This is a genomic window from Marmoricola endophyticus, from assembly GCF_014644415.1.
In the GTDB taxonomy this organism is placed as follows: Bacteria; Actinomycetota; Actinomycetes; order Propionibacteriales; family Nocardioidaceae; genus Marmoricola; species Marmoricola endophyticus.
Genome location: NZ_BMKQ01000001.1, coordinates 873,553 through 894,168, shown reverse-complemented (window position 1 = coordinate 894,168; position 20,616 = coordinate 873,553). Strand labels below are relative to the sequence as shown.

The window sequence follows — 20,616 nt, the reverse complement described above, 5'->3', positions numbered from 1 at the left end:
CGCGCGGGCGCCGCTGAGCGCGTACTTTGTGCGCTGTGAACAACACCTCCGGTGTCGCGCCCAGCATGGACCCCGCGGTCGTCGCCACGCTGCGCGAGGAGCTGCACACCGTCGGTGAGCAGGTGGTCGCGGTGGTCATCGCGGAGGTCCCCGCCTACCGCGACGCCTTCCTCGGCCCGATGGGTCAGAACATCGAGCAGGCGGTCCGGCTCGCGCTGGACGGCTTCCTCAAGCTCGCCTCCCGCGGCGCGGACGCCGTCACCGACGCCGGGACGCCCCTGGAGCCCGTGGTGGAGGGTGCCTACCAGCTCGGCCGTGGTGAGGCCCGGTCCGGCCGGACGATGGAGGCGCTACTGGCGGCGTACCGCGTGGGTGCTCGGGTCGCCTGGCGCAGCCTCGCCGAGCGGGCCGTGACGGCGGGGATGGGTGGGGAGCAGGTCGCGTCGTTCGCCGAGCTGGTCTTCGCCTACATCGACGAGCTGTCCGCGGCCAGCGTCGCCGGGCACTCCGACGAGGCCGAGACCTCCGGGCGGGTACGCCAGCGCCTGCTGGAGCGACTGGTGCGGCAGGTCGTGACCGAGGGGCCGCGTGCCTCCGTGGAGGCGACCGCCCGGCGGGCCGAGTGGGCGCTGCCGTCCACCGTGACCGTCGTGCTGCTGGGGCAGGGCCAGGTCCGGTCCGCGCTCTCCGCCCTCGGCCCGCGCGCGATCGCCGCCGAGGAGGACCTGCCCGGCCTGGAGCGCGACGACGTCTCCGTGCTGCTGGTCCCCGACGCGAGGCGGACCTCGCTCCTGCACGCGCTGCAGGGACGCTCGGCGGTCGTGGGCCCCACCGTCGAGTGGGCGCGCGCGGCGGCGTCGTACCGACGAGCGGTGCGGACCCGCGCGCTCGCCCCCCGCCGCGGCGTCGTCGACACCGACGCGCACCTGGTGCGCCTGGTCCTCGGCGCCGACGAGGAGGCGCTGCGCGACCTGCGTGCACGGGTGCTCGCACCGCTGGACGACCTCCGCGAGGCCTCGCGCGAGAAGCTGGTCGAGACCCTGCGCGCCTGGCTGCTGTGCCGCGGGCGACGCGACGAGGTGGCCGCGCTGCTGCACGTGCACCCGCAGACGGTGCGCTACCGCGTCGGTCAGCTGCGCGAGCTGTTCGGAGAGACGCTCGACGACCCCGAGGAGGTGCTCGCGCTCGTCGTGGCGCTGGGGTGAGCCGGGATAGGGCTGGCTACGCCCGGCGCACCTCGCTCTTGAGCTTGAGGACGGTGGTGCCGTCGTCCTGCTCGATGACGTACGCCGGGTCGTCCTTGGTGCCGTCGCGGGTGATCGTGCTGCCCTTGGTCTTCCGGCTGACCTTCTCGTGGTGGACCTCGGTGACCGTGCCGCGGGCGGTGCTGTCGCCCCAGTCCCACTCGACGTCGGTGCCCTTGCGGATGCTCATGGGCGGGGAGTACCCGTCCGAGCGGGAGTCCAGCCCACCCGGGTGGGTACATCGCTCGCGTGACCACTCGTCTGCCCTTCGCCTTTACGCCCGCGTACCGCGTCCTCGCGCTGCCCTTCGGCATCACCCCGCGCACGGCGTGGGTCGAGCTCGCCCCCGAGGAGCTGAGGGTCCGCTTCGGACCGTGGCGGCTGCGCACCGCGCGCAGCAACATCGTCGGCACGGAGCGGTCGGAGGGGTACGCCGTGCTCAAGACGGCCGGTCCGCCGCACCTGTCCTTCGCCGACCACGGCATCAGCTTCGCCACGAACGGGCACGCGGGCCTGTGCCTGCGCTTCGAGGCCCCGGTGGCGGGCATCGAGCCGACCGGACGGATCCGGCACCCCGGCGCGACGCTGACCCTGCAGCACCCCGAACGCCTCGAGGAGTGGCTCGGCTAGCGTGCCCGTGTGCTGGGCCTCGTGACCGACTCGACCGCGTCGCTGTCCGCGACCACCGCGGCCGACCTGGGCATCGAGGTGGTGCCGCTCCAGGTCGCGATCGGGAGCACGACGTACCCCGAGAACGCGCCGGGCGGCACGCCCGACGCGATCGCGGAGGCGATGCGGGCCAAGGTGCCCGTCTCCACCAGCAGGCCGTCGCCCGAGGTGCTCCTCGCGACTTACGACCGCCTCGCGGCCGCCGGTGCCGAGCAGATCGTGTCGGTGCACCTGTCCTCGCAGATGAGCGGGACGTACGAGTCGGCCCAGGTCGCGGCGCGACGCTGCAGCGTGCCGGTCACGACACTCGACACGCTCCAGGTCGGGATGAGCACCGGCTTCGCCGTGCTCGCCGGCGCACGCGTCCGGGATGCGGGGGGCGACGCCGACGCCGTGGCCGCCGCCGTGCGCTCTCGTGCCGCGAGCACGACGTCGCTGTTCTACGTCGACACCCTCGAGCACCTGCGGCGAGGCGGCCGGATCGGCGCCGCGTCGGCGCTGCTCGGGTCGGCGCTGTCGGTCAAGCCGATCCTGCGCGTCGAGCACGGGCTGGTGTGCCCGCTGGAGCGGCAACGCACCTCGACCCGCGCGCTCGCCCGGCTCGAGGAGCTGGCCGTGGAGGCCGCGGGAGAGGACGGCACCGAGACGCCCGTCGACGTCGCGGTCTTCCACCTCGCCGCCCACGAGCGCGCGAGCGAGGTGGCCGGCGCGCTCGCGGCACGGCTGAGCGACCAGCTCGAGGGGCGTACGCCCGTGCTCGGCGAGCTCGGTGCCGTCCTGGGGGCGCACGTGGGCCCCGGCACCGTGGCGGTCTCCGTCAGCCGACGACTCGGCTGACGCAGACCGCTCGACGCCTCACAGCGTGCGGAACGCCTCCTCGATCTCGTTCTCGCCGCCGAGCAGGTCGAAGGTCTTGCCCACGGTCTTCGTGGAGTCCAGCGCGGCGACCAGCACTGCGGCGACGTCGTCGCGCGGCACCTCGCCACGGCCCAGCGAGCCGACCTGGACCAGGCCCGTGCCGGGGTCGTCGGTGAGCTTCCCCGGGCGCACGATCGTCCACGCCAGGTCCCGCTTCTGCAGGTCCTCGTCGGCTGCGAGCTTGGCGCGCAGGTAGACCTGGAAGACCTCGTCGGAGTCCGGGTCGATCTGGTCGGTGCCCATGGCCGAGACCATGAGGTACCGGTTCACGCCAGCTTGCTCGGCGGCGTCGGCGAGCATGATCGCGGCGCCCTTGTCGACGGTCTCCTTGCGCTCCTTGTTGCCGTCGCCGCCGCCACCGGCGGCGAAGACCACGGCGTCGGAGCCGTCGATGGCCCGCGCCATCTCCTCGACGTCGGTGCTCTCCAGGTCGATCAGGACGGTCGAGGCGCCGTTGGCCTCGACGTCCCCGGCCTGCTCGGGCTTGCGGATCATGGCGACGACCTCGTGGCCGGCCCTGCTCAGGCGGCGCTCGAGGTGCTGGGCGATCTGTCCGTGTCCTCCGGCGATGGTGACGCGCATGGGTTCCTCTCTTCGGGTGCCTGTCCCCGGGTGCAGCGTCCGAGTGGCGCGATTTCATCCGTCGCCCGTCCACGGCCTGCATCGCCGCGTGGTTGTCCACAGGCTCGCGACGGGCTGCTGACATCCGTCGGTGCCGTTCCTAGGTTGATCGGTGTCGGGGCGTCGAGCAGCGGAGGTGGGCAGCGATGGGCAGGAGCCGTCGTCGTGAGCGCGACCAGGTGGCCGCGGTGGCCCGCCGCCGCATGGCACTGCTCGAGGCCGAGCTGGCCGGACTCCGGGACGAGGCGGGCGACGCCGGCCCGACCGACTCCGAGCGGGGCGACACTGCCGGTCGTACCCTCCGGGAGCCCGGCCAGCACCGTCAGCAGCCCCGCCCGGCTGCGCAGCGCGAGCGACCGCCGCTGCGGGCGGGCCGGCCCGGGATGCTCGAGGAGGACCGGGGGTGGTCGCAGCGACCGGCCTTCGGGCCGAGCACGTCCTGGGCGGGCGAGGAGCGGGCGGGGGAGTCGGGGTACGCCTACGAGACCGCTCCGCTGCGGGTGGACCCGCTGCGAGGCGACGAGCGGGACGTACGACGCGGCGTGCTCGACGTCGAGGACGAGACCGAGCCCGCACCGGCGGGGGCCACGGCCTGGTTGGCCGACCGGCTGCCGGAGACCCTGCGGGGGCGGGTGGCACTGTCCGGTCGAGCCGTCGCGGCACTGGTCGTCGTCGCCGTGCTGGCCGTCGGCATCGTCGGCTGGACGTCGCTGCGCTCGGGGGACGGGGACCCGGTGCCGGCGGCGCGGGTGCAGGCGCCGGCGTCGGCCTCGCCGGCGGCGCTGGCCTCGGGCGCACCGACCACGGCTGCCGCTGCCCCCGGGACGGCTGCGTCGGCAGCCCCGACGGCGGCCGGTGGCTCGGTGGTGGTCGACGTCGCCGGGCGCGTCCGCCGACCCGGGATCGTCACCCTGCCCGCGGGGTCGCGCGTGCACGAGGCGATCGAGCGGGCCGGGGGACCACGCGTGGGGGTGAGCCTGACCAGCCTCAACCTGGCCCGGGTGCTCGTGGACGGCGAGCAGATCCTGGTCGGCGTGAAGGGCGCGGCCGGGGCGCCGACCGCCGGGAGCGGGTCGCCCTCGGGCAGCACCACCGGGTCCGGCAGCGGGCAGCTGGTGAACCTCAACACCGCCGACGCTGCCGCGCTCGACACGCTCCCGGGAGTGGGGGAGGTGACGGCGCAGAAGATCATCGACTACCGCACGAGCCACGGGGGCTTCACCTCGGTCGACCAGCTGCTCGACGTCGACGGCATCGGGGAGAAGACCCTGGCCGACATCAAGCCGGGCGTCACCGTCTGACGGCCGTGGCCGCCGCGGACCCTCCCGAGCGGCCTCGGGACCTGCGGGCCCCTGCGCTCGGGGCGGTCGCCTGGCTCTCCGCCCTCGCCGGGCTGCTGCTGCCCGGCCGCGCGTGGTGGGGGCTGCTCGGGGTGCCACTGCTGCTGGCCCTCCCGTGGGTACGACGACGTGCCGGCCGGGCCGGCGTCGGGTACCTCGGCTGGGCGGCGGTGGCTGCGGCGGTGGCCGCCGGTGCGGCGCTGCACGTGCACGAGGTCGCCACCGGCCCCGTACCCGCGCTGGCCCGGCAGGACTCCTCGGCCCGGCTGGTCCTGCACGTGTCCAGCGACCCGGTGCTGCGCGAGGGCCGGTTCGGGGGCTACGTGATCGTGCGGGCGACGGTGACCTCGATCACCTCGCGCGGCACGCGGTGGCACGACCTCGACGCCCCGGTGCTGGTGATCGGCTCGGAGTCGTGGCGCGGGGTCCGGCTCGGCGAGAGCGTGCGCGTCGACGCCCGCCTGCAGCGTGCCGAGGGCCGCGACCTGGCCGCCGTGGTCTCCGTACGGACCCACCCGGTGGTCGTCGCGAGGCAGGGGCCTGCACTCCGTGTCGCCGAACGGGTGCGTGAGGGCGTCCGGGACGCGGTGGCCCACCAGCCGCAGGAGCCACGCGCGCTGATCCCGGCCCTCGTCGACGGCGACGACTCGGGACTGCCGCAGGAGACGCAGGACGACTTCCGCACCACGGGCCTGACCCACCTCCTCGCGGTCTCCGGGACCAACCTCACGCTGGTCGTCGGCGCGCTCCTGCTGCTGGCGCGCGGGTGCGGCGTGCGGGCCCGCGGACTGGTGGCGGTCGGTGCGCTGGGAGTGGTCGGGTTCGTGCTGCTGGCCCGGCCGGAGCCGAGCGTGCTCCGCGCGGCGGTGATGGGGTCGGTGGCGCTGCTCGGGATGGGCAGCGCGGGCCGCGAGCGCGGCACCCGAGCGCTCGGCCTGGCCGTGCTGGTCCTGCTGCTCCTCGACCCCTGGCTGGCGGTGCAGGCAGGGTTCGCGCTGTCGGTGCTCGCGACCGCGGGGATCCTGTTCCTCGCGCCCGGCTGGCGAGACGCGCTCGCCCGCTGGCTGCCGCGCTGGGCCGCCGAGGCGGTGGCCGTCCCGCTGGCCGCGCAGCTGGCCTGCACGCCGGTCGTCGCCGCGATCTCCGGCCAGGTCAGCCTGGTCGCCGTCGCGGCCAACCTGGTCGCGGCGCCCGTGGTCGCCCCTGCCACCGTCCTGGGCCTCGGTGGCGGCCTGGTCGCGGTGCTCAGCGAGCCGCTGGGCCGGGTGCCCGGGGCCGTGGCGGGCTGGTGCGGGCGCTGGATCATCGCGGTCGCGCACCACGCGGCCGCACTGCCCAGCGCGGCGGTGGAGTGGTCGGCCCGACCGGCCTCGATCCTGCTCCTCACCCTGATCTGCCTGCTGCTCGCCGTCGGCCTGGCGCCGCTGCTCGCCCGCCGCTCGGTGACCGTCGTCGGTGGGGTCGCTGCGGTCGTGCTGCTCGTGGCGCCCCTGCCGCACCCGGGCTGGCCGCCGCAGGACTGGGTGATGGTCGCCTGCGACGTGGGGCAGGGGGACGGGCTGGTCCTCAACGCCGGCGACCACGCCGGCGTCGTGGTCGACACCGGCCCCGACCCGGCCGCGATGGACCGCTGCCTGCGTCGCCTGGGCGTACGCCGCGTCCCGCTCGTCGTGCTCACCCACTTCCACGACGACCACGCCGGCGGCCTGGCCGGGGTGCTGAAGGGCCGTGACGTCGGGGCGGTCGAGGTGACCACGCTGGACGAGCCGGAGGGACAGGCGCGCGAGGTCGCCGAGGAGGCAGCCGAGGCGCACGTGCCCGTACGCCGTGCCGTCCTGGGCGAGCGCGGCGCGGTCGCCGACCTGCGCTGGACCGTCCTCGCCCCTGAGCACCAGCCGTCCGGCTCCTCGGACTCACCGCCCAACGACGCCAGCATCGTGCTGCTGGTCCGCAGCCACGGGATCAGCCTGCTGCTGATGGGCGACCAGGAGACCGAGGTGCAGGAGGACCTCGCTGCCGAGCTCGCGGGACTCGGGGTGAGCGGGGTCGACGTGCTCAAGGTGGCGCACCACGGCTCGGCCAAGCAGGACCCCGACCTCGTCGTCGGGCTCCACCCACGGCTGGCGGTGATCTCGGTGGGCGAGGACAACGACTACGGGCACCCGGCTCCGCGCACGCTGGACCTGCTGCGGCGCGCGGGCGCCTCGGTGCGTCGTACCGACCAGGTCGGCGACGTCGCCGTCCTCGCCGGGCCCGACGGCCTGCGGGTCACCGGGAGCAGGTAGTGCTGTCGGTGGCGGGTGAGAGAGTGCCGTCATGCCAGCGCGTACGGCCCCCGCCGCGAAGACCCTCGACCAGGTCCCGCGCGAGCTGCTCGGCCGGGTGCTGCTGGTGGCCGGGCCCGAGGAGTTCCTCAACGAGCGCGCGATCGCCACGGCTCGCGACCACGTCCGCGAGGCCGACCCGGAGGCGGAGCTCAGCGAGACGACCGGTGACCAGCTGACCCTGGCCAGCCTGGGCGAGCTCAGCGCGCCGTCGCTGTTTTCCAGCACCCGGTTCGTCCTCGTGCGCCGGCTGGAGGACCTGCCGGAGGAGTCGGTCGACCCGGTGCTCGGCTACGTCGCCTCGCCGGTCGAGGACGTCGCCCTGGTGCTCGCCCACTCCGGCGGCCAGAAGGGCTCCGGGGTGCTCACCAAGCTGCGCAAGCTCGGGGTGCTCGAGATGCGCTCGGCGTCGTTGAAGGGCGGCGAGCTGCCGCAGTACGTCAACGCCGAGCTGCGTCGTCACCGCACCCGGATCGAGCCCGAGGCGGCGACCGCCCTGGTCAGCGCGGTCGGTGCCGACCTGCGCGGGCTCGCCGCGGCCTGCGAGCAGCTGGCCAGCGACGCCTCGGTGGCCGCCGGGCCGGACGGCCGCCAGCCGGTCACGGTGACGACCGAGCTGGTCAAGAGGTACTTCGGCGGACGCGCGGAGGCCCGCTCCTTCGACATCGCCGAGCACGCGATCTTCGGGCGCACCGCCGCCGCCCTCGAGGAGCTGCGCTGGGGGATCGTCACCGACCTCCCCGCGGTGCTGGTCACCTCGGCGCTGACCAACGGCCTGCGCCAGCTCACCAAGTACGCCGCCGCCCCGCGCGGTCGCAGCGACGGTGAGATCGCCCGGCTGATCGGGGCGCCGCCGTGGAAGCTGCGCGTCCTGCGCAACCAGCTGCGGGTCTGGGACGCCGACCGGCTCGGAGCGGCGATCCGCCTCGTCGCCCGGGCCGACGCCGACATCAAGGGCCGCGCGCACGACGCGTCGTGGACCCTGGAGCAGCTCGTGCTCAGCGTCGCCGGGTTGGCCGACACCGGTCGCTGACCCGGGTCCGCGGCTCGGTGGTCTCGACGTCCCTTCGACGCGCGGCCTCGTTCCTCGGTCGCTGCTCAGGGCATCGCCTCGCTCGCTGCGCTCGCATCCGGCTCGACCACCCACGCACAGCAGAAGAGGCGCCGACCGGCTCCCGTGCGGGAGGGTCGACGCCTCGTCGGCGCGGCGCGGCGCTCAGAGAGAAGCGGCCCGCTTGGCGATGGCCGACTTGCGGTTGGCCGCCTGGTTCTTGTGGATGACGCCCTTGGAAGCAGCCTTGTCGAGGCGCTTGGACGCCTCCTGCGCGAGCGCGGTGGCCTGCTCCTTGTCGCCGGCGTCCGCGGCCTGGCGGAAGCGGCGAGCCGAGGTCTTCAGCGCCGACTTGATCGCCTTGTTGTACTCGTGGGCGGCGTCGTTCTGCCGGATGCGCTTGATCTGCGACTTGATGTTGGCCACTGATTGCCTCTTCGTGTGGGTCGTGGTGCGGGTGCGATTGAAACTCTGCTGCGAGTCGGGAGGGCGCGACGAGCCACCTGGCCCGCCGGGCACAAGCGCCAAAGGTATCAGCGGCGCGTCGCGCCCCCCAAATCCGCTCAGCAGTCCGGGATCACGGCCCCGTTGTTGTCCTTCGCCTCGTCGTTGCCCCAGCGGCTGAGGTAGTAGGCCGAGACGTACTGGCCGCCGGGGCCCTGGTCGGGGTCGGTGCGCAGCCAGTAGTGGTTGTACGAGCCACCGCTGCCGACCTGGCGGCCGTACGCCTTGCAGTAGACGTAGCTAGTACCGCCGTACAGCGTGCCGGTCTGCGCGGTGCTGGTCGGGGAGGCGTACACGGGAGCGTCGGCGTAGGTGTCGACGTAGTACTTCCCGGCGCCACTGCCGCCGCCGGCGCAAGGGCTGGCGCTGCCGCTGTCGCCGGTGATCGCGGCGGTGCTGCCCGCCTGCTGGTCGTAGAAGCTCACCGCCCAGTCGGTCCACTGGTCGTATCGGTCGGGGTACGCCGAGACCTGTACGGCCTGCGCGACCTCACCGCGGTCCCGGGTCTGCCAGCTCGGGATCTGCAGCAGACCGGCGTTCGAGCCGTACGCGGCGACGCCGTAGAACGACTGCGTCGAGGTGACGACGTTGGTGATCTGCGCCGGCGTGCCCCACCCGGTGCTCGGCCGCTGCTGGAAGATGCCGAGCGAGTCGTGGTCGACGGCGGTGGTGTAGTTGACGAACTTCGACTCCTGCATCGCGGTCATCAGCGCGATCTCGATCCCGCGACGCGGGATGCCCTTGCCCTTGCCGACGCCGATGACGGTGCGCGCGTTGGTGCACTCCTGCCCGCTGAGAGTCGCCGACGCCTGCGCGGCGGGGTAGATCCGCGCCAGCTCGGCGCGCGAGGCGGACCGCAGCGACCGGGCGGTCGCGGCGTCCGTCCGTCCGGTGGCGGGCAGGTCGTGCCGGGCCTGGTACGCCTCGAGCCGCTGGCCGGTCGTGGTGTCGGGACCGTCGCCCGCAGCCGCGGTGGCAGCGGGCGCGGCGACGAGGGAGAGACCGACGACGGCGGCGGTCGTCGTACCCAGCAGGGCGCCGGTCAGGCGCCGTGCCGGGGAGAGGGGTCGTGCTGTGGTCATTCATCACTCCTGGTGATCGATGACCGCCCGAGACGGCGGCGTGCCCCCGGGGTCGGGAGCGACGACTCCGGCTTACCGACCGCCGCGGGTCGCGGTCAACGGCTGATCGTCTCGAACCGTGCCGTCGATCCGCCTCAGTGCCATCTGCGCCGCTCGCCGAGCCAGCGCCAGGTCGCCTCGGCGTACCACCGGCTGTGCGTCCGCAGGTGCGGCGAGTTCAGCGGGGCCGGGCGCAGCGCGGCGTCGGCCATGAAGCCGGACAGCGCGGCGAGCCAACGGTCGACGTGCTCGGGGTCGACGTCGCGGGTCAGCGCCCGGCGGGCGAGGACCTCCTCGACGTCGAGGCCGTCGCCGTACGCCGAGACCAGCAGGTCGACGGTGTCCTGCCAGGGTGTGGAGAGGCAGGCGTGGTTCCAGTCGACGGCGTACGCCGACCCGTCGTCCAGCAGCACGTTGTCGTCGCGCAGGTCGCTGTGGCAGAAGGCGGTGAGCGGCAGGTCGGCGTACGACGACGCGAGCGCCAGCGCCTCGTCCCGGTGCGGTCGGTCCGGGAGCATCTCCCAGGCGTGCAGCAGCGAGGGCTCCGCCTCACTGATCGTCCGCAGCGCGAGGCCGGCCGGGACGGGGTCGGTCGCCGCGGCGATCTCCTCGGCGAGGTCGAGCGCACGCTCCAGCTCGACCGCGCGCCACGGTCGCCGAGGCGGTCGGCCCTCGACCACCTCGAAGCCGATCGCGACCCACGCGTCGTCGTCGAGCACCCACAGCGGCCGCGGCATCGGCAGTGCTCGGTCGTGGGCCGCGAGCGCCCGCAGGACCGTGATCTCGTCGCGGTACGCCGCCGCCACCTGCTCCTGGGCCACCACGCTGGCGGCCTTGAGGAAGACGCTGCCGCCGTCAGCCGTACGCAGCACGGAGGCGAAGCCGGTGGTGAAGCCCGACTCCTTGGACTCGTCGGCGACGACCTCGCCACCGAGACGCTGCTCCACCGCCGCTCGCAGCGCTCGCGGCAGGAAGCGCCAGGTGAGCCGCTGGGCGGTCGCCCCGTGCGGCACCTGCGGGAGGTCGACGCGGGGCGTGGGCTGGCTCATCGGCGCTGATGCTGCCACGGCGGTGGTCTCGACGTCCTCGCTCGCTGCGCTCGCGTCGGGCTCGACCACCGTGGTGGCGGTGGTCTCGACAGTCTCGACCTCCGTGGTGGCGGTACCTCGCTGACGAAGGCGCGACGATAGGCCCCATGGCCGAGCTGGTGACCCCCGACGTCCGCTACCGGGAGTCGTTCCTCGCCGCGATGGAGGAGTTCGCGGCCGAGGGGCGTGCGGGGGACGGGTCGATGGTCGGCAACGACCTCGCGACGTACTCCTCGACCTGGCACAGCGCCGACGGCTTCGCGGCGTACGTCGAGGCGCTGGTCGCGGAGCGGCACACCCCGCGCTTCGCGCACTACGTGTGCTCGACCTCGCTGTGGTGGGTCGACGCAGCCGCCTGGCTCGGCCGGATCGCGATCCGCCACGAGCTCTCGACACCGTTTCTGCGCGAGCTCGGCGGCCACATCGGGTACGACGTCCGCCGTTCGGCCCGCCGTCGGGGCCACGCGACCGCGATGCTGGCCGCCGCCCTCCCCGTGGCCCACGACCTGGGCATCGACCCGGCGCTGGTCACCTGTGACACCGACAACGAGGCGTCGCGCCGGACGATCGTGAGCAACGGCGGGGAGCTCGAGGACCAGCGCGGCGGGAAGCTCCGGTTCTGGGTGCCCACCTCGTGACGGTCGGTGCACGGGTCTAGGTTCGACGGCGTGCTTCGCTTCTTCCTGATCGGTGTCCTCAGCCTGCTCCTCGTCGTCGTCGGCGTCATCGCCGCGATCGGCAGCTGGGCGTGGATCGTGCTGCTGGTGATCCTCGCCGGCCTGGTCGCGCTGGGGGTCTACGACCTGGTGCAGACCAAGCACTCGATCCTGCGCAACTACCCGATCCTCGGGCACATGCGGTTCCTCATGGAGTCGCTGCGGCCCGAGCTGCAGCAGTACTTCATCGAGCGCAACTTCGACGGCCGCCCCTACGACCGCAACACGCGCACGGTGATCTACCAGCAGGCCAAGGGCACCAAGGAGGAGCACCCGTTCGGCACCGAGCGCGACCTCTACCAGGTCGGCTACGAGTACCTCGTCCACTCCACCGCTCCGGTGAAGCCGATGGATGCTCCGCCGCGGGTCCGCATCGGCGGCCCGGACTGCACCAAGCCGTACGACATGGCGCTGCTCAACGTCTCGGCGATGAGCTTCGGGTCGCTGTCCGCCAACGCGATCGAGGCGCTGAACAAGGGCGCGGCCGCGGGCGGGTTCGCCCACGACACGGGAGAGGGGGCGATCAGCCCGTACCACCGCAAGGGTGGCGGCGACCTCGTCTGGGAGGTCGGCTCGGGCTACTTCGGCTGCCGCACCGACGACGGCGACTTCGACCCCGACGAGTTCTCGCGCAAGGCCGCCGACGACCAGGTGAAGATGGTGCACCTGAAGCTCAGCCAGGGCGCGAAGCCCGGCATCGGCGGCGTGCTTCCCGGGGCGAAGGTCACCAAGGAGATCGCCGAGACCCGCGACGTCCCGCAGGGCCAGACGGTGATCTCCCCGGCGTACCACCAGGTCTTCTCGACCCCGCGCGAGCTGGTCCGGTTCATGGCGCACATGCGGAACCTCGCCGGCGGGAAGCCGACCGGCTTCAAGCTGTGCGTGGGTTCGCGGCGCGACGTGCTGGCCATCTGCAAGGCCATGCTCGAGGAGCAGACCTACCCCGACATGATCACGGTCGACGGCGCCGAGGGCGGCACGGGCGCCGCGCCGGTGGAGTACTCCGACCACGTCGGGATGCCGCTGACCGAGGGCCTTGCCGTCGTGCACAACGCCCTCGTCGGCGTCGGGCTGCGCGACCGGATCGCCATCGGTGCCTCCGGGAAGGTGGCCACGGGCGTCGACGTGGTCAAGCGGATCCTCCAGGGTGCCGACTACCTCAACGCGGCGCGGGCGATGATGATGGCGGTCGGCTGCATCCAGGCCCAGGAGTGCCACACCAACACCTGCCCGGTCGGCGTCGCGACCCAGGACCCGAAGCGGATGCGGGCCCTGGACGTCGCGAGCAAGAGCGAGCGCGTCACGTCGTACCAGAAGCACACGGTCGAGCAGGCGATGCAGGTGCTCGCCTCGATGGGGCTGTCGTCGTTCGACGAGCTGCGTCCGCACATGCTGCGCCGCCGGATCGGGCACGGGGACATCGCGTCGTACGACGAGATCGTCGAGTACCTCGAGCCCGGCGCCCTGCTCGAGAACCCACCCGAGTCGTGGGCCGCGGACTGGGTACAGGCCGACCCTGACCGGTTCGTCCCCTAGACGAGGAGCGCGAGATGGCCGACGAGAAGACCCTGCTGGGTGCCAGCGACGTCGAGGAGGCCGTGCTGGCCGACTGGCGGATCGTGTTCGACGTGCTGCACGCCCGCTTCGAGACCGGCGACTTCGCGACCGGGCTGGCGCTGGTCAACCGGATCGGCGAGAAGGCCGAGGAGGTGCAGCACCACCCCGACCTCGACCTGACCTACCCGACGCTCGACGTGCGGCTGACCAGCCACGACGTCGGCGGGATCACCTCCCGCGACATCGACATGGCCCGGACGATCTCCGCGCTCGCCGCCGAGGCGGGGGCCGCGGCGCGCCCCGACCAGGTCTGGGGCCTTGAGCTGAGCCTCGACACCCCCGACCACGCCGAGATCCGCGACTTCTGGGCGGCGCTGCTGGACTGGGAGGTCGACGAGGACGAGGTCGTCGCCCCGGACGGCAACCACCCGACGATCTGGTTCCAGGAGTCCGACGACCACGAGACGCCGCACCAGCGCTGGCACCTGGACGTACGCGTGCCTCCCGAGGTCGTCGACGCCAGGATCGAGGCCGCGCTCGAGGCCGGCGGCACGCTGGTCTCCGACGACGCCGCGCCGGCGTACTGGGTGCTGGCCGACGCCCAGGGCAACCAGGCCTGCCTGACCACCTGGCAGGGACGCGGCGAGTAGCCGACGGCCCCGCCCGACCGACCCGAACCGAGGAGACCCCCTGTGACCACTGTTGCCGAGCTGATCATCGACGCGCTCGCCGAGCACGGCGTGAAGAGCGTGTGGGGGGTGGTCGGCGACGCGCTCAACCCGATCACCGACGCCATCCGTCGCGAGGACCGCGTGGAGTGGGTCGGGGTGCGCCACGAGGAGGCGGGGGCCTTCGCCGCCAGCGCCCAGGCGCAGCTGACCGACGACCTGGCGGTCTGCATGGGCACGGTCGGGCCGGGGGCCATCCACCTGCTCAACGGGCTCTACGACGCCAAGAAGTCCCACGCCCCGGTGCTCGCGATCGTCGGCCAGGTCCCGCGCGAGGAGATGGGGCAGGACTTCTTCCAGGAGGTCGACAACGACAAGCTCTTCGCCGACGTCGCGGTCTGGACGCAGACGCTGACCCACCCCGACCAGCTGCCCGAGCTGCTCGAGTCGGGCGTCAACGCCGCGCTGGGTCAGCGTGGGGTCGCCGTGCTCAGCGTGCCCGGAGACGTCGGGTCGCTGGACGTGCCGCACGGCACCCGTACCCCGACCTTCGTCGGCCCTGCGCCGCTGGGGTCTGCGGACGCCGCCGAGGTGCACGCCGCGGCGAAGGCGATCGACGCCGGCGACCGGGTGACCATGCTGGTCGGGGCCGGGGCGCGCCCGGCACGCGAGGAGGTGCTGGCGCTGGCCGACAAGCTCAACGCGCCGATGGTGCTGTCGCTGAAGGCGAAGGAGGGCTTCGAGCAGGACAACCCGTACGAGGTCGGCCAGTCCGGGCTGATCGGCAACCCCGCGACCACCGAGGCGTTCGCGGCGTGCGACGTGCTGCTGATGGTGGGCACCGACTTCCCGTACAAGGAGTTCTACCCCAAGGGGAAGACGGTCATCCAGATCGACTCCCGCCCGGCACACATCGGCCGTCGTACCCAGGTCACGCACCCCGTGGTCGGCGACGCGCGACTGACCCTGGAGGCGCTCACCCCGCTGGTGGCGAGGAAGCGGTCGGCCAAGCACCTCAAGGCGGCGCGCAAGATCTACGAGGAGTGGGGCCACCTGCAGGCGCGGCTCGCGGATCCCAAGCACGACAAGAAGTTGCTCGGGAGGCTGCGCAGCAAGGCCGACAACCCCGACCACCGGATCCGTCCGGAGGTCGTCGCCGCGGCCGTCGAGAAGCACGCCGACGACGACACCATCTTCACCACCGACACCGGGATGTCGACGGTGTGGCTGTCCCGCTTCGTCCGCTTCACCGGCGCTCGTCGGCTGATCGGCTCCTACAACCTCGGGTCGATGGCCAACGCGATGCCGCAGGCACTGGGCGCGCAGGCGCTCGACCGGTCGCGCCAGGTGGTCTCGTTCTCCGGGGACGGTGGGCTGACCATGCTGATGGGCGACCTGATCACCGCGGTCGCGCAGAACCTCCCGGTGAAGGTCGTCGTGTTCGACAACGGCCGGCTGGGCATGGTCAAGCTGGAGATGGAGCAGGCGGGTCTGGCCGAGTTCGGCACCGTGCTGCACAACCCCGACTTCGCCAAGCTGGCCGAGGCGATCGGCATGAAGGGCATCCGGGTCGCCGACCCCGGCGACGTGGACGGCGCGGTGAAGGAGGCCTTCGCCCACGACGGGCCCGTCCTCCTCGACGTCCTCACCAACCCCGACGAGGTCTCCATCCCGCCGAAGCCGACGGTCTCCCAGGGCTGGGGCTTCGCGATCGCGAAGACCAAGGAGTTCGTGGTCGCTCCCGAGTGACGTCGGCGGGATCCGCTGGGCCCTCTGTTCGGCGAATCGGTGAACAACCGGTCGGTCGCGGTCGCACAATGCCGAGGTCACCCGGCGGTGAGGCGTCGTCGGTCGTCGTTTCGGAGGCACGTCGATGGAACCTCAACCGTCCAGCTCGTCCGACAGTGGGCTCTGCACGGCATACGTCTGCACCCCGGGGGAGGCGCCGGTGAGGCTCGAGGGCCTCCCGGCTGCACTGCCCGAGGTCGCCGTCAGCATCCTGTGGGTGGACGTGCAGGCCGATGCCGACCCCTCGGAGGCGTTTGCGGCCTTGTCGTCGCTTGCGCCGACGCTCAGTCTCGAGGACGTCGTCGACCTGCTCGAGCGCGACGAGCTCGCCAAGACCCATGACCGGGCGGAGGAGTTCCGTAACGCCTCGTTCGTCGGTTTCGACCTTCAGCCGGGACCGACGATCGATCGCGGTCCCGGAAGCCTGGTCGTGCAGATGGTCGAGACCCTCGTCGGGAGCCGGCTGCTGGTCTCGTGCTGGCAGCGCAGTCGACTCCTGCACGGGCTGGACGAGGCCACCGATGGTGAGCCGATCCTCCACGAGGACGTGGTGAGGGACGCGTGCCGGACCTGGACGTCGCAGGACTGCGAGACCGCTGCCGATCTCGCCTCGGCCGTGGTCGCGGGCCTCCTCGTGCGCTCACGTCGGTGTGTCGCCGAGCTCGAGCACGGTCTGCAGCGGTGGGAGCAGCACTACCACTCCGCGTCGCGAGAGCGGGTGGCTGTCGACCAAGCGGACACCCGCGACCTCAAGGTCCTGCTGTCCACGGTCAACGAGATCCGTCGTCGGCTCAGCGCCTTCGAGAACGCCCGGCTGATGCTCCGTCCGGACGAGCACCGGTTCCGCAACGCCGTCGCGGCACCGCTCGAGACTCGCGTGGACGACCTCATGGATTCAGGGCTCAAGCGCTGCGGCGTACTCCTGGAGGGCATCCGGGCATCGATGGAGCTGGTCTCGATGGACCGAGTGGCCTTCCAGGGCTACATGGCTGAGCAGCGCGCGCAGCGTGACCAGGTCTTCCAGGGCCGGCTCGAGAAGGTCACGGCACTGCTGCTTGTGCCCACGCTGATCGCGGGCATCTTCGGCGCCAACACCGCACTCCCGGGCGGAGGAACCTGGGCCGGCTTCGATGCGATGCTCGTATCGATGGTCGTGACCAGCGTGGCGGTCTATGTCTTCCTGGTGGCCCGACGCTGGACGAGGGCGGTGCCGGAGCGGACGCCGGGATGATGCGCCGTCCCCCCTCGGTTACGAGAGGTATGGCTACGAAGAACTGGTTCATCACCGGCGCGTCCCGCGGCTTCGGCCGGGAGTGGGCGATCGCCGCCCTCGAGCGGGGCGACAAGGTCGCCGCCACGGCCCGCGACACCTCGACCCTCGACGACCTCGTCGAGACCTACGGCGACGCGCTGCTCCCGCTGCAGCTGGACGTGACCGACCGCGACGCGGACTTCGCCGCCGTGCAGCAGGCACACCAGCACTTCGGCCGGCTCGACGTCGTCGTCAACAACGCCGGCTACGGTCACTTCGGGATGGTCGAGGAGCTCAGCGAGTCCGACCTCCGCCGTCAGATGGAGACGAACCTCTTCGGGGCGATGTGGGTGACGCAGGCAGCGCTCCCGCTGATGCGCGAGCAGGGGAGCGGGCACATCCTCCAGGTCTCGTCGATCGGCGGCATCACGGCGTTCCCGCTGGTCGGCGCCTACCACGCCTCCAAGTGGGCGCTCGAGGCGTTCAGCCAGACGCTGTCGCAGGAGGTCGCCGACTTCGGCATCAAGGTGACGCTCATCGAGCCGGGCGGCTTCTCCACCGACTGGGCCGGACCGTCGGCCTCGCACTCCGAGGAGCTCTCGGCGTACGACGACTTCCGCGAGAAGGCGCAGCAGCAGCGCGCACAGCGCACCGCGGCCGCGGGCGACCCGAAGGCCAGTGCTGCCGCCGTGCTGCGGCTGGTCGACGCCGACGAGCCGCCGCTGCGCTGCTTCTTCGGCACCGCGCCGCTCGGCATCGCCGAGCAGGACTATGAGTCCCGCCTGTCCACGTGGCGGGAGTGGCAGGACGTCGCCGAGCTCGCCCAGGGCTGAGCCCGGCGTGCTGCTCGAGGGGTTCGTCCGGCGCGACGTCGTCACACCCGGCGGCGTGCGCATCGCGACCTGGACGGCGGGCGACGGTCCGCCCGTGCTGCTGCTCCACGGCTGGCCGCAGGACCACCACATGTGGCACGCCGTCGCGCCGGACCTGGCGCGCGACCACACGGTCGTGCTCACCGACCTGCGCGGGTACGGCGAGTCCGACGCGCCGCCACCGGGGGAGCGCTCAGCGGCGTACGCCAAGCGTGCGATGGCCACCGACCAGCTGGCGGTGATGGACGCGCTCGGTCACGACCGGTTCGCGCTGGTCGGGCACGACCGGGGCGCCCGGGTCGGGCACCGGCTCGCGCTGGACGCCCCCGAGCGGCTGACCGGCCTGGCGGTGATCGACATCGTGCCGACGAGGCACGTGCTGGAGACCGCCGACCAGGCGCTGGCCCGGGCGTACTTCCACTGGTTCCTGCTCGGTGCGCCGGCTCCGGTGCCCGAGAACGTGCTCGGTGCCGACCCGACCGGTTGGGTCCGCACGGTCCTCGGTGGCCCGCTCGCCGGTGGCTGCGACTTCCACCCCGATGCCCTGGCGGGGTACGTCAAGGCACACGAGCGGCCCGAGGTCCTGGCGGGCACGATCGGCGACTACCGGCGGCGCTGGGTGTCGACCAGGACCACGACCGTGCCGACACCGGTCGGCGCCTCGACCTGCCGGTCCAGGTGCTCTGGGGAGCCGACGGGTTCGTCGGCCGGCACTACGACGTGCTCGACGTCTGGTCGTCGTACGCCGCGCAGCTGAGCGGCGTTCCCCTCCCCGGCGGGCACTTCGTGCCGGAGCAGTCCCCGTCCCAGACGCTCGCGGCACTGCGGTCGTTTCTCGAGGGCGAGCAGGTCCTACGCTCTGCGCGTGGCTGAGCAGCGCGAGCGCGATCGTGACGTCGACCGGCTCCTGACGTTCGTCGACGCGGTGGTCGCGATCGCGATCACCCTGCTGGTGCTGCCGCTCGTCGACGTCGCCCGAGAGCTCGGACCGGACGAGTCGGTGGCCCACCTGCTCGAGGAGCACGTGCGTGAGCTGATCGCCTTCGCGCTGAGCTTCGCGGTGATCGCCCGGCTGTGGTTCGTCCAGCACGCCCTGGTGCGTGACCTGGTCGCCGCGGACGCGGCGGTGACGCGGTTCCTCGTGCTCTGGCTCTTCTCGATCGTGCTGCTGCCGTTCCCGACCTCGCTGGTGGCCGAGGCGGGGGAGCAGCCCGGGATCAAGGTGTTCTACGTCGCGACGATGGTGGTGAGCACGCTCTTCCTCTCGGGCATCGCCTGGGCGGTTGCCCGCAACCGTGGGCTCCGCGACTCCGACCGGGCACCCGCACCGTTCTTCGCCCTGGTCACGGCCTCGCTGTTCGTCCTGGCCCTCCTGCTGATGCTGGTCCTGCCGTGGCTCAGCTACTGGCCGATGCTGCTGGTCGCCTTGGACGACCCGCTGGTGGGTGCGTGGCGCCGCTGGCGCGGTCGCTGAGCCGGTTCAGCCGTCGACGCCGAGGTCGAGGGCCTGCGCGGCCGCCACGACCTCGTCCAGCACCGCGACCACCTCGCGCCGGGGCTCGGCCCGAGTGCTGCGGTGCCGAGCGACGACGCGCCGGCTGCCCAGTCCGGTGAGGGACGCGATCCGGACCCCGTCGACCTGGAGCCCGCCGGCCAGCACCAGGGAGGGCAGCAGCGCGACACCGAGCCCACCCTCGACCATCGAGATGGCGACGTCGCTGTTGTTGTAGAGGTGCTTGACCCGCGGGCGTCGGTCGAACGCGGACAGCACCCGCTCGGTGGCTGCCCATGCAGCGGCCTCGCGGTCGGCGCCGAGCCAGGTCTGTCCGGCGAGGTCGTCGACCTTGGTCGGGGTCGGCGCCGCGACGGGGAGCGCGACCAGCCACCGCTCGTCGAGCACGGCCACGTCGTGGGTGCCGCGCGGCGCGGTCAGCCCGGCCGGGCTGTCCGCCTCGAGCATCAGCAGGTCCAGCGAACCCGCCCGCAGCTCGCGCATGCCCTGCTCGGCCGCGACGTCGCGCAGGACGAGCTCGATCCCCGGCATCGTCGTCGACAGCTGCTCGACGAGCGGCACCAGCACCGCCTGGTGGAAGCTCTGGAACGCGCCGATGCTCACCACCCCGCTCAGCTCGCCGTGCAGCACGGCCAGCGCGCGCTCGGCGTCGATCAGCTCGGCCTCGATCCGCTCGGCGGCGTCGGCGAGGATCCGTCCCGCCGGGGTGAGGACCGCCCCGCCCGGCTGCCGGTCGAGGACGGGGGTGCCGACCTCCGCCTCGAGCTTCGACATCTGCTGGCTGATCGCCGAGGCGGTCACGCCGCTCTCGTCGGCAGCGGCGAGCACCCCGCCGTACCGGTGCACCGCGAGCAGCGTGGTCAGCCGGCCGGGGTGGAGTGACATAACTTCAACTTAACCCGTGGTTCCGTGATGTTCAATTGTGCTTAGGCTGCGTGCTCGGCATCGTTCTTCCCATGAGCCCCACCGTCCTGTCCTTCGCCTCGGCCCTCGGGTGGGCCGGTGCCCTCGGCACCGTCGTCGCCTACGCGCTGGTCTCCCAGAAGGTCCTCAGCGCGACCTCGCGCACGTTCCAGGCGACCAACGCCGCCGCGGCGGCGATGCTCACGGTGAGTGCGCTGGCCCACGACAGCCTTCCGTCGGCGGCGGCGAACGTGGTGTGGGTGCTCATCGCCCTGGTCGCGCTGGTGCGGTCACGCGCGACCGACCCGTCCGGCACGGCCGAGACGTTCGAGACGGGTGCCGTGCCGGCGGAGGACCCGCGGTCCGCCCCCCTCGACGTCGTCGCGCCGGACCTGGATCGGGAGCCGGTCCTCGCCTGAGCCGCCCGCCCCGCGCGATTCGGGCGGCGCGTGCGGGCGTGGGATGAT

At 72.9% G+C, this 20,616-nt stretch carries 21 protein-coding genes; 15 read left to right on the top strand and 6 right to left on the bottom strand.

Annotated elements, in window-relative coordinates; all coding sequences use genetic code 11:
• Positions 1 to 35: 35 nt before the first annotated feature.
• A complete protein-coding gene (locus tag IEX42_RS04360) occupies positions 36 to 1,205 on the top strand; it encodes a PucR family transcriptional regulator (RefSeq protein WP_229660587.1) in 1,170 nt (389 codons plus the stop codon).
• 16 nt (positions 1,206 to 1,221) lie between these two features.
• Here the strand turns inward: IEX42_RS04360 and IEX42_RS04355 are convergent, their stop codons facing one another.
• Entirely contained in the window at positions 1,222 to 1,434 is a 213-nt protein-coding gene (locus IEX42_RS04355) for a hypervirulence associated TUDOR domain-containing protein (RefSeq protein ID WP_188778554.1), read from the bottom strand.
• A 59-nt stretch (positions 1,435 to 1,493) separates the two neighbouring features.
• On the opposite strand from IEX42_RS04355, the gene IEX42_RS04350 reads away from it, so the two are divergent.
• Positions 1,494 to 1,874, top strand: a complete 381-nt coding sequence (locus IEX42_RS04350; RefSeq protein ID WP_188778552.1) for a hypothetical protein — start codon at positions 1,494 to 1,496, stop codon at positions 1,872 to 1,874.
• A 9-nt stretch (positions 1,875 to 1,883) separates the two neighbouring features.
• Positions 1,884 to 2,750, top strand: coding sequence for a DegV family protein (locus IEX42_RS04345; RefSeq protein ID WP_308422194.1), 867 nt, complete (start codon positions 1,884 to 1,886; stop codon positions 2,748 to 2,750).
• Positions 2,751 to 2,768: 18 nt separating this feature from the next.
• Here IEX42_RS04345 and IEX42_RS04340 read toward each other — a convergent pair whose 3' ends face one another.
• On the bottom strand, positions 2,769 to 3,413 hold the full coding sequence (locus tag IEX42_RS04340) for an SDR family oxidoreductase (protein WP_188778550.1): 645 nt from the start codon (positions 3,411 to 3,413) through the stop codon (positions 2,769 to 2,771).
• Between the two features lie 185 nt (positions 3,414 to 3,598).
• Between IEX42_RS04340 and IEX42_RS04335 the strand changes: the two genes are divergently transcribed.
• From IEX42_RS04335 to holA, 3 genes are read left to right on the top strand one after another with little or no spacing between them, the layout of a single operon-like run.
• Positions 3,599 to 4,753, top strand: a complete 1,155-nt coding sequence (locus tag IEX42_RS04335; protein WP_188778548.1) for a ComEA family DNA-binding protein — start codon at positions 3,599 to 3,601, stop codon at positions 4,751 to 4,753.
• A gap of 5 nt (positions 4,754 to 4,758) precedes the next feature.
• Positions 4,759 to 7,077 (top strand): ComEC/Rec2 family competence protein, encoded by a 2,319-nt coding sequence (locus IEX42_RS04330; protein ID WP_188778546.1) that lies wholly within the window; start codon positions 4,759 to 4,761, stop codon positions 7,075 to 7,077.
• Positions 7,078 to 7,108: 31 nt separating this feature from the next.
• The gene (holA, locus tag IEX42_RS04325) at positions 7,109 to 8,149 is read left to right on the top strand and encodes a DNA polymerase III subunit delta (protein ID WP_188778544.1); all 1,041 of its coding nucleotides are present in this window, start codon (positions 7,109 to 7,111) and stop codon (positions 8,147 to 8,149) included.
• A gap of 183 nt (positions 8,150 to 8,332) precedes the next feature.
• On the opposite strand, the gene rpsT is transcribed toward holA, so the two are convergent.
• The 3 genes from rpsT to IEX42_RS04310 form a co-directional block, all read right to left on the bottom strand.
• Positions 8,333 to 8,593: a 30S ribosomal protein S20 gene (gene rpsT, locus IEX42_RS04320; protein WP_188778542.1), complete on the bottom strand. Its 261-nt coding sequence runs from the start codon at positions 8,591 to 8,593 to the stop codon at positions 8,333 to 8,335.
• Positions 8,594 to 8,730: 137 nt separating this feature from the next.
• On the bottom strand, positions 8,731 to 9,753 hold the full coding sequence (locus IEX42_RS04315; RefSeq protein ID WP_188778540.1) for a hypothetical protein: 1,023 nt from the start codon (positions 9,751 to 9,753) through the stop codon (positions 8,731 to 8,733).
• A gap of 134 nt (positions 9,754 to 9,887) precedes the next feature.
• The gene (locus IEX42_RS04310; RefSeq protein ID WP_188778538.1) at positions 9,888 to 10,841 is read right to left on the bottom strand and encodes a phosphotransferase family protein; all 954 of its coding nucleotides are present in this window, start codon (positions 10,839 to 10,841) and stop codon (positions 9,888 to 9,890) included.
• A 146-nt stretch (positions 10,842 to 10,987) separates the two neighbouring features.
• Between IEX42_RS04310 and IEX42_RS04305 the strand changes: the two genes are divergently transcribed.
• From IEX42_RS04305 to IEX42_RS04270, 8 genes are all read left to right on the top strand, one after another.
• Complete coding sequence (locus IEX42_RS04305; protein WP_188778536.1) at positions 10,988 to 11,518, top strand: GNAT family N-acetyltransferase; 531 nt, start codon at positions 10,988 to 10,990, stop codon at positions 11,516 to 11,518.
• Between the two features lie 30 nt (positions 11,519 to 11,548).
• Positions 11,549 to 13,132, top strand: coding sequence for an FMN-binding glutamate synthase family protein (locus IEX42_RS04300; protein ID WP_188778534.1), 1,584 nt, complete (start codon positions 11,549 to 11,551; stop codon positions 13,130 to 13,132).
• A 14-nt stretch (positions 13,133 to 13,146) separates the two neighbouring features.
• Positions 13,147 to 13,803 (top strand): 4a-hydroxytetrahydrobiopterin dehydratase, encoded by a 657-nt coding sequence (locus tag IEX42_RS04295; protein ID WP_188778532.1) that lies wholly within the window; start codon positions 13,147 to 13,149, stop codon positions 13,801 to 13,803.
• 42 nt (positions 13,804 to 13,845) lie between these two features.
• A complete protein-coding gene (locus IEX42_RS04290; protein ID WP_188778530.1) occupies positions 13,846 to 15,570 on the top strand; it encodes a thiamine pyrophosphate-dependent enzyme in 1,725 nt (574 codons plus the stop codon).
• Positions 15,571 to 15,769: 199 nt separating this feature from the next.
• Entirely contained in the window at positions 15,770 to 16,840 is a 1,071-nt protein-coding gene (locus tag IEX42_RS04285; protein ID WP_188778528.1) for a CorA family divalent cation transporter, read from the top strand.
• Positions 16,841 to 16,869: 29 nt separating this feature from the next.
• Positions 16,870 to 17,694, top strand: a complete 825-nt coding sequence (locus IEX42_RS04280) for an SDR family oxidoreductase (RefSeq protein WP_188778526.1) — start codon at positions 16,870 to 16,872, stop codon at positions 17,692 to 17,694.
• A gap of 7 nt (positions 17,695 to 17,701) precedes the next feature.
• A complete protein-coding gene (locus IEX42_RS04275) occupies positions 17,702 to 18,490 on the top strand; it encodes an alpha/beta fold hydrolase (RefSeq protein WP_229660586.1) in 789 nt (262 codons plus the stop codon).
• A gap of 108 nt (positions 18,491 to 18,598) precedes the next feature.
• Entirely contained in the window at positions 18,599 to 19,207 is a 609-nt protein-coding gene (locus IEX42_RS04270; RefSeq protein WP_188778524.1) for a TMEM175 family protein, read from the top strand.
• Between the two features lie 6 nt (positions 19,208 to 19,213).
• On the opposite strand, the gene IEX42_RS04265 is transcribed toward IEX42_RS04270, so the two are convergent.
• The gene (locus IEX42_RS04265) at positions 19,214 to 20,131 is read right to left on the bottom strand and encodes a LysR family transcriptional regulator (RefSeq protein ID WP_188778522.1); all 918 of its coding nucleotides are present in this window, start codon (positions 20,129 to 20,131) and stop codon (positions 19,214 to 19,216) included.
• Positions 20,132 to 20,202: 71 nt separating this feature from the next.
• Here IEX42_RS04265 and IEX42_RS04260 point away from each other — a divergent pair, with 71 nt between their 5' ends.
• Entirely contained in the window at positions 20,203 to 20,568 is a 366-nt protein-coding gene (locus IEX42_RS04260; RefSeq protein ID WP_188778521.1) for a CBU_0592 family membrane protein, read from the top strand.
• Positions 20,569 to 20,616: the final 48 nt, after the last annotated feature.